Here is a 14871-nt window from a genome sequence, read left to right on the forward strand (position 1 = left end):
GTTATGTTTGAAGAAAATACCTTAGCGCTAATTTTTGTCTCATTAATGGGTCTTTCAATCTTACTTTATGCCATTTTAGATGGCTATGATTTAGGTGTTGGCATTATGCTACCGCTCGATCAAACAGATAATGCAGATACGATGATAGCTTCAATAGGCCCTTTTTGGGACGCTAACGAAACTTGGCTAGTCTTAGCGATTGGTTTATTGTTGATAGCCTTTCCTGCGGCGCACAGTTATATATTTAAAGAGCTCTATTTACCCACCGCGGTATTATTAATTAGTTTAGTGCTTCGTGGTGTAGCTTTTGATTTTCGTGCTAAGGCGGCCTTTGGTCATAAGCCTACGTGGAATAAAGTCTTTAAAATAGGCTCGTTACTCGCTGCTTTAAGCCAAGGTTACATGTTAGGTATGTATGTTATGGGCTTTGAAAGCACTGTAGCCGCTTATTGTTTTAGTTTACTGAGTGCCTTTGGTGTTGCGGCCGCTTATAGCTATATAGGTGCTTGTTGGTTAATTATGAAAACTGAAGGTGAACTACAAATACAAGCGGTAGCTTGGGCAAAAAAATCAGGACTAATTTGTTTCCTTGGTATTATAGCTGTCTCCTTTGTTAATCCATTAATTAACCCAGGTGTCTATGAAAAATGGTTTGCTTGGCCAAACACTTTATTGATATTAACGTTACCCGCTATTTGCTTTGCGTTATTTATTTTTAGCTTAATACAACTAAAGCAACTACCTAAAATAAATGACAAAGGCTGTTGGCGACCTTTTGTCGCGGCAGTGATTATCTTCACTCTATGTTTTTTTGGTTTAGCCTTTAGTTTTTTTCCGTACATAGTGCCTAACAAGCTGACTATTTGGGAAACAGCCGCAGCACCTGAATCTTTGAGTTTTCTCTTATGGGGAACCTTCATTGTGGTACCGGTTATATTTAGTTATACCGCCTTTTCTTATCGGGTATTTTGGGGCAAGGTGCAAGAGCTCAGATATTATTAAGCGTGAGTTTATCCTTAAATAAACTAAGCACAGACACTTATTATTAATGTTCTTCTGTTAAGTATTTTTGCTAAGCGTCGTTCTTAATTAAAAACCAGCCACAAGGCTGGTTTTTAATTCATGTCATTATACTTTGGCTATCATATTAAGCATTAATCGGTAAACGCATTGGTCTTTTACCTAAGACCGACAATGCATTTGCAACTGCTGGGGCAATAGTCGGTACGCCAACCTCACCAAAACCACCGGGTTCATTAGTACTTTCAAGCAATTTCACCTGAACAATCGGCGCTTCAGCCATTTTAATAATAGGGTAATCATGAAAATTGCTTTGTTTAACACCACCACTTTCAATATCACAACGCCCATAAAGTGCCGCCGTTAGTCCAAAGAGCACGCCACCTTCAACTTGAGCGATTGCTGAGTCTGGGTTGACCACCACGCCACTGTCAGTCACTATCCAAACACGATGAACACGCGCTTGGTTATTTTGCAGTGAAACTTCAGCAACGGTAGCAACCATAGTGCCAAAACTTTTTTGTACCGCAACGCCCATCGCTTTACCGTCAGAGCTAACACCGTATTGCCAATTACACAGCTGCGCCACTTCCTTTAAACATTTTGCATGACCGTCGTTATTATCGAGCAATGCTAATCGATATTTAATGGGGTCAACCTGTGCTTTTTCAGCCAATATATCAATGAAACTCTCGTTGAAAAATGCATGTTGGCTATTTTCGACACTACGCCAAAAACCAATAGGCACAGGAGAAGGATGATTAGCAAACTGCACCTTAATATTATCAACATTATAAGGTGGCATAGAGGCTGGCGCACCACCTTCGCTGCCATAGCTTGCCGATAGCCAGTAACGTGGTTTAGCGTTTTCGTCAAGCTGTGCTGAAAATTTTGCCAGAACTGCCGGTCGATAAACATCTTGTCTCGTGTCTGCCTCACGTGACCAAGTGAGTTTGATAGGAAACTTGTATTTTTTTACTAAAGTGACGACTTCATCAATCCACATTATTGGATTGTCTTCACTCATGCTAAAACCGACACGACGACCAAAGCCTCCTCCCATTGAATGAGCATGAAAAACAACATCTTCTACGTCCATATTAGCGACTTTTGCCGCATGAACACGAGCGTAAAGTGGATTTTGCACACCCGCAGCAACATGAAGCTTATCGCCTTCTAGCCAAGCGCTCGCATTCATCGGTTCCATAGTAGCATGTGCTAAATAAGGCACCCAAAATTCAGCTTCAACTGTTTCACCGCTACCGCCTAACACAGACGCTACATCGCCAATATTGTGGGCATCACTTAATTCTCCTTGTAAACTCTCACGTTGAAAGTTTTCAATACTTGCTGAACTTAAATCACTATTTTTATGGGATGCTGCCGTAATTTTTAAAGCTTTTATCGCTTGCTCTGCTCGCCAAGGATTATTAGCGATAACAGCAACGGATAGCCCCATATTTTCAACACCCAGCACACCCCGCATCGAGGTAATTTCAGCTAAGTTATCAATAGTGGCGACATTAGCGCCAAAGACACCGCTGTGTGCAATAGCTGCATAGCGCATCCCTTCCACATGGCGATCGATACCGTATTGTGTTTCAAGAAATATTTTGTCAGGTAAATCATGACGAGGCATTGCCTTGCCAATAAACTTACGATCACCTTTTGCACGAAGTGTGTAGTTTTCAGGAACGTCTAAAGTTGCCGCATGCTCAACCAGTTCGCCATAACTCCAGCGGTTGTCGCCATCAACAACATATCCAGCATCGGTAGTCGTATTAGTACTTGCGCCGTATTTATCGATGGCTGCGTTAATCAGCATTTGACGTGCAGCTGCGGCTGCTTCACGCATAACTTGCCAGCCAGTAAAACGAATAGAGGCGCTACCCCCAGTCATTTGCATATTAAGTAAGTCGGCTAGACGGTTGAAAGCATTACTAGCAATATGCTCTGCCCAGACTGGTGGCTTACCAATCATTTCACTAACAAAGCCTTCAAAAACGCCACCATTGGAAAATGCAGTGGTCGCAGGCGCAAGCTCTAATTTGATTTGCTGCCAATTCAAGTCAAGTTCATCGGCCACTATTTGGGTTAAACCAGTACCGGCACCTTGACCAAGTTCGGTATGCGGAGAAAGTAGTGTAACGGTATTGTCTTTGTTAATACGAAGCCACAAGTTGAGCAAGGTATCTTTGGTGTTGCCATCTCGCTGCACACCAAGGCGATCATGCATGGCCAAATGTGTTCCTAAACCAATAACCCCTAGCGCTAATCCGCCGCCAATCGCTGCACCACCAAAAACGAACATCCGACGAGTAAGACTCATAAAGACATCTCCTTTGCTACATCAAGAATGGCAGCTTTAACTCGACTGTAAGTTCCGCATCGACAGATATTGGTCATTGCAGTATCGATATCGTCAGAACTTGGATTAGGAGTACTCGCTAATAATGCAGCTGCTGCCATCATCATTCCTGACTGACAATAACCACACTGAGGAACTTGGTGTTTAATCCAAGCAGCCTGTAAAGCGTGCGGAGCCTCTTTTGAGCCGAGAGTTTCAACCGTATTCACTTGCTTACCTTGGGCTGCAACCGCCGGATACATACAAGAGCGAACGGCCTGATTGTCAACATGAACCGTGCAAGCACCACATTGTGCTATACCACAGCCAAACTTAGTGCCGCGAAGACCGGCTTCTTCACGGATCAACCAAAGCAATGGCATATCGTCTTCGACATCAAATAATTGTTCGCGGCCATTAAGGTTGATAGAAATCATAGGGGTTCCTTGCTAAAACATTATAAAGAGAGATAAAAAATCTCCACTAAAATCAATCGATAAGATCAATCTAAAAAATCAAAACTGACGGTTATTGTGTTTGGACTTGTGACTATCATCGCTAAAAACTATTCTCGTCACAATAGCAGCTATTGATAATTTACAACGATGTTCTTCGCAATTAATCACTTTGAGCAGAACCTATTAAAGGTTATTCACGTTTATTGAATAAAAATAATATTATGTTGCTTTCTATTTTCAGTCAATAATTACCTTATAACCACTCAATTTCTTAGCGTGCCCCCCCCCCTACTATTTAATGTTTAATATCGTTAGATTCCGGCTGTTTTTCTAAGGAGGTAGAATATGACTTCGTTAAAGATAGTGCAGATAAGCTGACTTTAATTTCCAATAAAAAATACTTCAAAGCAAACGATATCGTCGCCCTTTATTAAAAATGACATGTGATAGATTTAACGATTAATTAAGTAAATACTAGATGTTGACAAGGTTAACAATAATAAAAAAAGCATCCACTATAGAGTATTCATTAACGTTAGTTTTAGACAAACCGAGGAGATTAACAGCAATTCTTACCTGATGCTTTGCGCTGATTTAAGGTGATATTAATTTTAACGGCTAACTTTTGATTGAAAAATACAGACTAAACGCTTCTTCTCTTAGGCTGAACATATTCGAAAGTAGCTAAAAGTAGAGAGTAATGGCTATGCAACCTTCGCTTAGACATTATCTCGTTCAAAACTAGTTAAAGCTAAACATTCATTAGCTCTATGGATAAGGCATCTTGACAGCTCCTGCAACGCAAGCGGTGAGGATTCTTGATCAGGCCACGTGAAATAGCTCAGACGGTGTTTTACCACCTGCACTCGAAAGTGCCTGAGCCGCATCAAGGGTGTTATCAAGCAACATGCCATCTGTCAGATGGACTACGCAGTTCAGCCTTATTACAGGGACTTTTACAGGTCTGCGATACTTTGCCACAAGTGGCGGGAGAAGGTATCCTTTTTCTATTCTACCGTTCTCGAATTTATTTTTAATGTTGGCCGAACCGACCAAATCCCGCACTCCAATGAAATCACATTCTGGATTTTTACACTGGTAATTGCGCCCCGAAGGTTTGTGTCTATGACCGCATTTCGGGCAAGTCTGAGTGGTGTACTGCTCTCCTATTTTATCAAGCTCTACACCTTGGAATTTACCTTTGTATTTAAGATAGGTGAGTAGCTGCCCAAGGGGATTGTTGCTGTTCATTTGATTTGAACGTCTTGAGCCTTTCTTCTTTTTTCGAGCGTTCTTACTCATATTGATGCAATCGCCCACAACAAGCATACCTGCTTGTTGTTTCACGCAATAATCAATCATTTGCTTGGATGCATGATGGAGAAGATTGCGCTGCTGATTGTCATTTCTGAACAGCATTTTAGCTTTTGATACTCGCAATTTTCGGCTCCGTCTAGACCCTTTCTTGCATTTTGAAAGCAGTCTTGAGAATTCAGCGAGCTTCTTGTTTCTATACTGAATTAACGAGCGAAGACCGCGACCAACTATGATCTCCGACGTTTCGCCATCGGTCATCGCTGCAAGATGAATTACACCTAAGTCAGCAGCAACTACGTTGCTGCCAGCTGACTTAATGGTTTTGATATCTTGCTTTATCGTGAGCCTAAGCTCCCGAAAACTAAGCTCCGCCCCTGTGATTTTACCAATGGGTATATCTTTTGGAATGCGAACGATGAGTTTTTTAACTCCAAGTCCGTTTGAAAGAATGACGCGGTTACCTTTTCTTTTTATCGCCGAAGCCTTGTACATTACTACCTGGAAGTGCTTCCTGTCACGGTACGGATAACGAGCTTTTTTATCGCCAGCTTTTCGATTCTCTGAGGTTGTTTCGATGTTAGCAAAGAACTTTTTAATAAGCGCCTGGTTTGTCTGGCTATGAAGTCGGTACTTACTTTTAAAGTGCTTTTCAAAATCACCTCTAAAAGGCCACTTCCATCGGCGTTTTCGGATGAATTTGTGCAGTTTAACCATATCGTTCCAAAGGCGAGCTGACTCTCTTCGCAACTCTGTTTGCAAAGGTGTTGTCTGACCGATATTAAATTTCGAAACACTGGTTAAACTCATAATGACGACTATGCTGTATAAATTACCAGTGTCAATAAGTGTCTGTATGAAATATAAAAAGAGCGCTCATTCTTCGTATTTAATTCAAGCTCACATTATATTTGTTACTAAATATCGTGAGCGGAAGTTTACGAGCGAGATGTTATATAAAATGGACTTTATAATAAAAAGAGAATGTTTAAAACTAAAGTCAGAATTGGTTGAGTTTAATGGGGAGTCAGATCATGTTCACATGATTATCTCTTACCTGCCTTCTATTTCAATTTCACGATTAGTTAATGTTTTAAAAAGTATTACAGGTCGAGAGATGAAGTTGTGGTTTCCGCAGTTAAATCAGGTAGCTTGGAGGAAGAATGCACTTTGGAGCTCTGGTTATTATGCATGCTCTGTCGGCGGAGCGCCGATAGAGATTCTTAAGCAATACATCGAGCAGCAAGATAGGCCGCATTAGATTGCTATGCAATCTCGGCTATCCATCCCTCACCGCAAGCGGTGGGGCTTTTCGCCGATTTCGGTAAATACAATTGTTTATTTTATCTAGATAAAATTTAAGGGTTAATCTAGGTTGTTGCGGGTCAATATTATTTCAACTCAGATCAGGCAGGCAGTGGTAAATAAAGACCTGCTCCTTTATTTATAAGACTTACTATATTAACCTGCTTTAAAGCCAATTCTAAAACCTCCCCAATGTTTGCCATTAACAAAAATGGGTGCGGAAACATCATGCATTATTTCCCCTGTATCGCGTTTATAGGTTTGTAATAAAAATTTATCTGTGTGTTTTCCACAGCGAATACCTGTAGGGTCATTAAATAAACGTTTAGTGCGATTATTAATAGCATCTATTGCCTGATTACCGGTTAGCGGCTTTGAAAAACATTTGTTATGCGTAGGAAAATAACCATTAATATCAACAGCGCCTGCATAAATCATGTTAGAGAATTCTACTAATAAAGGCTCTTGAATAGCAGGTAAATGTTGGTCTGTGAATTTATCAAAACTGGTGGTAAATTTTTTCGGCTCGGTAAGTCCCAAAGGTTTATAATTAAAATCAAATAACTGCAGCTCTGTTATCTCATTGTTTTTAATGCTTTTTTCAAATAACTGACCAATTTTACTGGCTGTATACTGCGCCTGATTACACATATTACTTATTAGAGTATCACTAGAAAAATTAGAGATATGTACAAATATCGATTCGGTGCCATTGGATAATGTTGTCGCTTGTTTTGATACAGACTTCGTTTCGTGGCTTTTATCCACTAAAAAGTCATGTAAATTTATAATAGCGGTTGAAATTTCATTAGCGGCTAAATCTTGTTCTTTTAAAGCGTGACTTATTTGATCACTCGCGCCCGATGAATCAGCCATAAGCTGATCAATGTCTTTGAAACCTTGTGATAAATCAGTCATGGTGACGACAACACTATCAGTTTTTTCAACAATTTCCGCTATTACTTGGGTTGTTTCAGTTGTTTCGTCACTAATTTGTTTAAGCATGTCACCTATTTTTCGAGTAGCATCAGCAGTTTTTCCTGCCAGCGCTCTGACTTCATCGGCAACAACAGCAAAACCGCGACCTTGTTCGCCTGCGCGAGCAGCTTCTATCGCCGCATTTAAAGCCAGTAAGTTTGTTTGGCTTGATATGCCATCTATTACATCAGTAATACTCTGTATTTGCTGTGTTTTGCTGGCCAGTGATTCAATTTTTTTTGTGGCGGTACTAACCGCATGATGAAGCTCATTGACGGTATCAATGTTGTGGCTTAACTTTGCTGAACTTGAGCTGCTAGCGGTCATTGCTAGACTCGCTTGCTCTGAGGCTAATGAGGAATTTTCGTTTATTTGCTTACTGTTAGCCGACATTTCTTCCGCTGCAGTCGCTAATCGGTCGACATCTTCACTTGATATTTCTATCGCTTGGGCCAATTGGTTTAAAAAGAAACTGACCTCTGCAGAATTAATCGCTAACTCACTGGCGGTATTACCGATAGATTGACCAATATTGGCAAGAGATTCTGTTGTTAAATTATCACGTTGCTTTTTTGTTTCGTTTTTATTTATATTTTTATAGCAGCGACTTACACCGAAAAACACAGCAAAAAAACTAACGACTGCTACACTCAGTGAAGCGAGCAATACTGATGAAAAAGCTTTGTGGCTAGCATACGTAATTAAAGTGATTATTATGGTAATGACTAATGAAACAAGCACTGATTTCTGTAATTTATTTTCCATATGACGACTCACTATAATATTACCTTATTGATATTAGACATAAAAGATAGATAATTTGTCTTTAATAACTATATTAATACATGATTATCAAACAATATGCACTGTAGACCTTAGTATTATAAATATCATTGTATTACTAAAGTCTCCGTTAACGTTTAGTAGACAAAAGTGAATACTTCCTGGGCCTAAAACTTTTCCCCTAAAATAAAATGATACACTTGGGTAACCTAAGTAAAAGACCCAACCAGCCTTTAGTTTTATTTAATCAACTAAATATTGACAAAAATTTTATATAAATATTACAGCTAAAGTAGCATACTAGATGATAAGCTTTTGGCTTACATTGCAGGGGCGATGCATGAGTAAATAAAACTAAGCTTGTGCCTTAATTAGGTTTATCCGCTTTTAGCAAGGATATAACCTATTAAATTAAATAAGATTTTTTGTACTTTTTGTTGACCTTACTTGGATTTGATAATCTTAATATTTATGAAATATAATTTATCGCTTGTTAATCACGTTATCTGCTTTTTTTTCCTATTTATTGGAACGATTGCTCCAGCTTATAGTAATGAATCGACTTCAAAGCTCATTAATGAATACTCGGTTAAAGTGCTGACCGAGGAAGATGGCTTTATTTCTTCTGAGATATATTCAATTATTCAGGATAATCAAGGCTTACTTTGGTTTGGTACCGCTGAAAATGGCGTTATGCGCTATGATGGTCGAAAAACAACCCTGTTTCAATTTGATAGTATGAGTTCAAACGGTTTATCGCATAATGATGCTGGAAACCTGATGTTGGACCACACCGGAAATATATGGATTGGCACTTGGGGAGGAGGCGCTAGCCTATATGAACCAAAAACAGGAAGCTTTAGTAATTTCATTCATGATCCGCTTCGCCTTGCTTCTATTTCATCTAATCGAATTCAATCCTTATTTCATGACCAAGAGGACAATATTTGGTTAGGTTCATATGATAAAGGGCTTAGTCGATATCTAGGTAATAATAGCTTTGAACATATTACAAAAACTGATGATTCACCATCAAGTTTATCTCATAATAGAATATGGGATATTGAAAACAACAATAGCAATAGTCTCTGGGTTGCAACTAGCTATGGTTTAAATTTATATGACAAAACTAAGCAAACCTTTTCTCATTTTTTCCCTGCTCCAGAAAATAAAACACCAACAGGCGCAAATGAAATACGCAGTATTTTAAAAACGTCAAAAGACAAGCTTTATGTAGGTACTCAACAAGGTCCATTTTCCTTCGATAAAGAAAATGGTCTTTTTACACGATTAAAAACAATTGATAATCAATATTTAGATCAAGTGAATTCTATGATTGAAGACCAAGAGGGTTATGTCTGGTTTGTCACCAGCAAAGGCTTGTTTCGACAATCAAACACAGGTCCTCAGATTGAACAATTTGACCTTGGCAATAATAAGGGTCTGAGAATAATTTTCGAAGATAGCTCTAGAACCATCTGGGTCACTAGCGAGACTCACGGCATATATAAGTTAGTACCACATCGTAAATTTAAATCGATTAATAGCCCTGAACTGACCGCTCCAAATGGAATAGCAACAGATGCTAATGGTGATCTTGTCATTGTATCTTCGTCATCGCAGTTATATAAGTGGCAGGTATCATCACAAAAACTAGCCACATTATCAGCACCGATCTTTAGTGATGAGAATGGCTATGGCGCTAATAGACTATTAGAAAATCCAATTATATTTCTTGATGATAATAACAGTCTATGGGTTGCACAAGATGAAGGTTTAGCTAAATTCAACTTAGACACTCAACACCTTGAGTTATTAACCTACCCTAAAACAGATCCAAACCATAAAGAGTTCAGAGAGTTACGAGCCCTTAACATGGACCAATATGGGTACCTTTGGATTGGCACTTATAAAAATGGTGTCTATCGCTATAACCCTTCGACTAAAACCTTTACTCATTTAAATGAATCTTTGGGATTATCTCATCCCGAAGTTTTAAAAATATTTAAAGATAGTAAACAAAATATGTGGGTTGGAACCGGTAACGGTGTAAATCTTTGGCAAGCAGACGAACAAAAGTTCATTTCATTTCAAAGTAATAAAAAAAAATCTGATAGTTTATTAGGAAATATCGTACAGGATATCCATCAAAGTGGAAATGGCAACGTTTGGATTGCTACGCAAAAAGGACTCAACTTATATCTTCCAGAAACAAAAACCTTTAAACATTTTGATAAAAACAATGGATTACCGACCTCTTTAATCCGTGCAATTGCTGATGATAAAAGTGGTCATTTATGGCTGACGACCAATAAGGGGATCTCAAGATTAGACCCTTTATCAGGAGAAGTGACTAATTTTGACAGCTATAATGGCTTATTAGGAATGAATTATTATCCAAATAGCCTAGTAAAAGGTGCAAATGAGACATTTTTCACCAGTAGCCAACGCGGCATCGAGTATTTTAGTGCTTTAGATATAGAAACAACCAATGACGAATTCAATATTGTTTTAACCGGTTTTAATAAAATGGGTCAGCCGATAAAGCTTGATAGACCTTATTCTTATGTCACTGATATTGAACTGACTTATCATGACTACTTTTTCTCTTTTGAGTTCTCTGTTTTAGATTTTATTTCACCTAACAAAAACAAATATGCTTATAAACTTGAAGGCTATGATGATAATTGGATTGAAGTCGGTAATAGAAATATTGCTTCATTTACTAATCTAGATGGAGGTACATATAAACTGCTTGTCAAAGCGACAAATAGCAGTGGTGAGTGGGGGAAGAAATTACTGTCGATCAACTTGTATATATCACCACCGCCTTGGAAAACCTGGTGGGCATACAGTTTATATGTATTATTAACCTTAATGGTCGTATTTATTACCATTTATTTAAGAACGCGTTTACAGCAGACAGAAATAGACAGACAAAAGCAATTTGTTTTAACACTTGAAGAGCAAGTGACTGAGAAAACAGCTTCGCTAAAGACGCAGGCTAAAGATTTAATTACAGCATTAAAAAAATCTGAAGAAGCAACACAACTTAAATCAGAATTTTTAGCTAATATGAGTCACGAAATAAGAACACCAATGAACGGGGTTTTAGGCATGCTGGGGTTACTCATGGATAGTGACCTAACGAAAGAACAAGCCCAAAACGTAAGCATAGCCAATACCAGTGCCCATGCATTATTGACACTTATTAATGATATTCTTGATCTTTCAAAGATTGAAGCGGGTAAAATAGAACTTGAGTATATAGATTTTAATTTACGTAATTTAGTGGCAGAGCTTGCTGAATCTATTTCACTTGCCGCGCAAAGAAAAGGCGTTGAAATAATACTCGATTTAACAGGTATTCCCTGCTCTTTCATTAAATCAGATCCGGGACGAATACGACAAATCCTCACCAATATTTTAAGTAATGCCATAAAATTTACCGATCAAGGTCAGATAGTTATTAAAGCTAAACTCGAACCTGCCGAAAAAGTTCATCACTTTATATTTAGTTGTGAAATTCAAGATACTGGCATTGGTATTCCAGCAGAAAAAATATTTTTACTGTTTGGCTCATTTAGCCAAGTTGACGCTTCCACAACCAGAAAATATGGCGGTACCGGGTTAGGGTTAAGTATAACAAAAAAATTATGTAAGCTACTTAATGGTGATGTAACGGTATCAAGTAAGATAGGCCATGGCAGCTGTTTTAAAGTATCTTGTTTAGTACAAGAAAGTGAATTATCGACCCCAGTAGTGCCACCGATAGCAGGCTTAAGGTTAAATATTTTAATTGTCGATGATAACAGAACTAGCCGTGAGGTGTTACGCAGACAATTAGAGTGTTGGGGGATAAACGTCACTGAAGCTAAAAGTGCTAAGGAAGCTTTATTTCATTGTGATGAGTGTTTTTCTTCATCAAATTCAAAGATATTTGATCTGGCATTAGTGGACATGGAAATGCCAACGATGAATGGAGAAGGATTAACTAAAATAATTCGAGCGAATAAAAGCTATGACCCAATGGCACTAGTGATGATGACCTCTATCGATGAAAAACACGACGCTAAACACTTTGAAGACTTGGGTAGTAGTACTTATTTTCCTAAACCAGCAACAACCGACAATTTATTTAATGCTTTAGCGGTAATTAAAAATAATACCGATACATTAATAACGGCGCATAACAGTATCGACCTAGAAGCAATAAAAAAGCCTAATATCGGTGCAATGAAAGGTCACTGGCCTAGAGAAATGCATGTGCTACTTGTTGAAGATAACCGAGTAAACCAAATGGTAGCGCTAGCTGTCTTAAAAAAAATCGGCTTAACCGCAGATTTAGCGACTAATGGTGTTGACGCCTTAAATCGATTAAAAGAAGCGACAGTTATTAAACCCTATACAGTTGTGATCATGGATTGCCAAATGCCAGAAATGGACGGTTATGAAGCAACAAGGAGAATAAGAGCAGGTGATGCTGGAGTAGAAAACACCGCAATTCCGATCATTGCAATGACAGCTAATGCGATGCAAGGTGACAAAGAAAAATGTATAGAAGCGGGTATGGATGATTATTTAACCAAACCAATCGAGCCAATGTTGGTGCTTGAAAAATTAAAGTTATGGCGACATAAATAAAGATATTGGCGGGCTTGGGCAGTTATTATCTTTATAGTATCGATGTTTAACATATGGGTACGAACTCTGCCCTCGCCTTTTCTACCTTAAAAGAAGTCGCTAATGAACTATTACCGGTATCAACTTTAGACGACCTTTCAACAGACTTTACTAAAGCTCAAGCCATTCTTGAAAGTACGACCCTATTTATAATGTAAGCTATTTTAAAATATAGCTGACTTAAGGACTAAAGCAGACACTCAATTTAATTCAAATCTAACAACATCACATCGATATTTCAATATACTGTCAGTCGTTATCATTAAAAAGGGCTTTTGATAATATACGATGGTGCAAAAACTCATTTTCAGTCAATTAACACCTAAAATACTCATTTATTAACAAGTGCCATCCTCCAGGATAGACTGGTTAGATTTATAGCTGTTTTGAATGAGTGTAGTTAATTTAAGCAAAGAGTTTATTGCAATGACTTAAGTTTTGTCTTCGCTTTAACTTTTGGTGTTCGCAGTAATCACTTAAGGCATCTTCGTGGCCAACCGCACCATGAAACTGTTTGCTAAATTGGGTGGTAATGATTAGCCAGTTTTTAGCTGATATGTTTAATCGACTGAGTATATTGGGTTGGCTGTCTTCGATGAAACCGTATTTATCCTCTCTGATACAACGTCCGGTTAACTCAATTAATTGTAGGTAATCAGTAAGCTCAAATGTTAGGCCCTTAACCATTTTTTTTCTTGAGTGACCAACAAAAGGGAGTAACGCATTGGGTTGTTGACTTTTTTTTGCTTGCTCACAGCGTAGCTTGACGCTGGTGTGCGTTGAGCTTTCGGGCGTTTTGGCTATATTGGCGCGAATGGGGTTTAAATCAACATAGGCCATACAAGCAACAAGTGCTGCTTCATCTAATAATGCTTGAGATTTAAATCGTCCTTCCCAAAATCGACCAGTACAGTTGTCTTCTTGATTAGCTGCTCTGGCAATACCTTCGTTAATGTAGCCCATAAACCAACTGATTTTCATCAGCCGTTTTCGATAGACCTCAGATGTTTCTTTAACGATATCCAGTAACGGTTTCGCTAACGCTTCGCCACGACAGTATTGCTGTGTGAGTAACGTGCCTTTGTGTAAGCGGTGCCAACGCTCAAGCACATCACTCATGCTCCATTGCTTTGCTTTTTCCTCATCAATAAATAGCACAACATGATAATGATTACTCATTACGGCATAGGCACACACGTCAATCGCAAAGACCTCGATAAGAAAGTGTAACTTCTCTTCTACCCACTCTCTGCGGTGATCAAAGCTTTGGCCTGACAAGGCATCTTCGCCACATAAAAAAGCGCGTCGAACACAACGCGCAACACAATGATAATAAGGGGTATCTATTAAACTGATTTGTTGTTTCCTTGGCGTAGCCATAAATCACCTGTGATTATGTCGCTTGGTTATTTCAGTGTAGTGCATCGGTAGGGAGGATCAATTTAGATTGGGCGTCCTATTAAAACTAGATTGGGTGTCCTGTTAATACTCGTCGAACACAACGCGAAACACAATGATAATAAGGGGTATCTATTAAACTGATTTGTTGTTTCCTTGGCGTAGCCATAAATCACCTGTGATCATGTCGCTTGGTTATTTCAGTGTAGTGCATCGGTAGGGAGGATCAATTTAGATTGGGCATACTATTAAAACTAGATTGGGTGTCCTGTTAATACTAATTCTGGATCACTTAAATCAGGCACTACAATATCTTGAGCTGCATTTTTAATAGCGTTTTCTCTGGTTTCTTCTAAAAACCAGTAGACCAAATCACTATGAGGCTCATCAGCCGCAACATCAACCAAACCCGAATACATCACAGTAGCCGCAGCACCTATACCTAATAAGGCAAGCAGTAATAATAATTTAATAATTTGCATATATGTCCCTTTAAGCAAAAAGTCACCTAACATATGCTAAGTGACTATTTTGGTTAATTAATGATTATGTTCGTTATCATCATCTTTTTCTTTCATTTTCATA

At 38.6% G+C, this 14871-nt stretch carries 10 protein-coding genes and 1 pseudogene; 4 read left to right on the forward strand and 7 right to left on the reverse strand.

The annotated features are described in order from the left end of the window. Positions 1 to 3: 3 nt before the first annotated feature. On the forward strand, positions 4 to 1002 hold the full coding sequence (locus H4J70_RS16715) for a cytochrome d ubiquinol oxidase subunit II (protein ID WP_182242409.1): 999 nt from the start codon (positions 4 to 6) through the stop codon (positions 1000 to 1002). Positions 1003 to 1147: 145 nt separating this feature from the next. On the opposite strand, the gene H4J70_RS16720 is transcribed toward H4J70_RS16715, so the two are convergent. The 3 genes from H4J70_RS16720 to H4J70_RS16730 all read right to left on the reverse strand — a co-directional run bounded on the left by H4J70_RS16720 (position 1148) and on the right by H4J70_RS16730 (position 5949). Beyond that, positions 1148 to 3349: a xanthine dehydrogenase family protein molybdopterin-binding subunit gene (locus H4J70_RS16720; protein ID WP_182242410.1), complete on the reverse strand. Its 2202-nt coding sequence runs from the start codon at positions 3347 to 3349 to the stop codon at positions 1148 to 1150. After that, the gene (locus H4J70_RS16725; RefSeq protein WP_182216211.1) at positions 3346 to 3804 is read right to left on the reverse strand and encodes a (2Fe-2S)-binding protein; all 459 of its coding nucleotides are present in this window, start codon (positions 3802 to 3804) and stop codon (positions 3346 to 3348) included. Before H4J70_RS16725 ends, H4J70_RS16720 begins: the two co-directional genes overlap by 4 nt. 843 nt (positions 3805 to 4647) lie before the next feature. Then, complete coding sequence (locus tag H4J70_RS16730) at positions 4648 to 5949, reverse strand: RNA-guided endonuclease TnpB family protein (RefSeq protein ID WP_182216209.1); 1302 nt, start codon at positions 5947 to 5949, stop codon at positions 4648 to 4650. Positions 5950 to 5995: 46 nt separating this feature from the next. Here H4J70_RS16730 and tnpA point away from each other — a divergent pair, with 46 nt between their 5' ends. Continuing rightward, the gene (tnpA, locus tag H4J70_RS16735; protein WP_182216207.1) at positions 5996 to 6400 is read left to right on the forward strand and encodes an IS200/IS605 family transposase; all 405 of its coding nucleotides are present in this window, start codon (positions 5996 to 5998) and stop codon (positions 6398 to 6400) included. A 200-nt stretch (positions 6401 to 6600) separates the two neighbouring features. Here tnpA and H4J70_RS16740 read toward each other — a convergent pair whose 3' ends face one another. Next, the gene (locus tag H4J70_RS16740; RefSeq protein ID WP_182216205.1) at positions 6601 to 8187 is read right to left on the reverse strand and encodes a methyl-accepting chemotaxis protein; all 1587 of its coding nucleotides are present in this window, start codon (positions 8185 to 8187) and stop codon (positions 6601 to 6603) included. A 489-nt stretch (positions 8188 to 8676) separates the two neighbouring features. Between H4J70_RS16740 and H4J70_RS16745 the strand changes: the two genes are divergently transcribed. Both H4J70_RS16745 and H4J70_RS16750 read left to right on the forward strand, forming a co-directional pair. Next, positions 8677 to 12849, forward strand: a complete 4173-nt coding sequence (locus tag H4J70_RS16745) for a hybrid sensor histidine kinase/response regulator (protein WP_182251509.1) — start codon at positions 8677 to 8679, stop codon at positions 12847 to 12849. 53 nt (positions 12850 to 12902) lie between these two features. Further along, positions 12903 to 13046, forward strand: coding sequence for a hypothetical protein (locus H4J70_RS16750; RefSeq protein ID WP_182251510.1), 144 nt, complete (start codon positions 12903 to 12905; stop codon positions 13044 to 13046). A gap of 247 nt (positions 13047 to 13293) precedes the next feature. On the opposite strand, the gene H4J70_RS16755 is transcribed toward H4J70_RS16750, so the two are convergent. The 3 genes and pseudogenes from H4J70_RS16755 to H4J70_RS16760 form a co-directional block, all read right to left on the reverse strand. Continuing rightward, positions 13294 to 14268 (reverse strand): transposase, encoded by a 975-nt coding sequence (locus H4J70_RS16755; RefSeq protein WP_182251511.1) that lies wholly within the window; start codon positions 14266 to 14268, stop codon positions 13294 to 13296. A 109-nt stretch (positions 14269 to 14377) separates the two neighbouring features. Continuing rightward, positions 14378 to 14455: pseudogene (locus tag H4J70_RS21055) on the reverse strand (Type I secretion system protein TolC); the annotation flags it as partial. 85 nt (positions 14456 to 14540) lie between these two features. Then, entirely contained in the window at positions 14541 to 14768 is a 228-nt protein-coding gene (locus H4J70_RS16760; RefSeq protein WP_182251512.1) for a hypothetical protein, read from the reverse strand. Between the last annotated feature and the right edge of the window lie 103 nt (positions 14769 to 14871).

The organism is Colwellia sp. BRX8-9, from assembly GCF_014077245.1.
Classification (GTDB): Bacteria; Pseudomonadota; Gammaproteobacteria; order Enterobacterales; family Alteromonadaceae; genus Colwellia_A.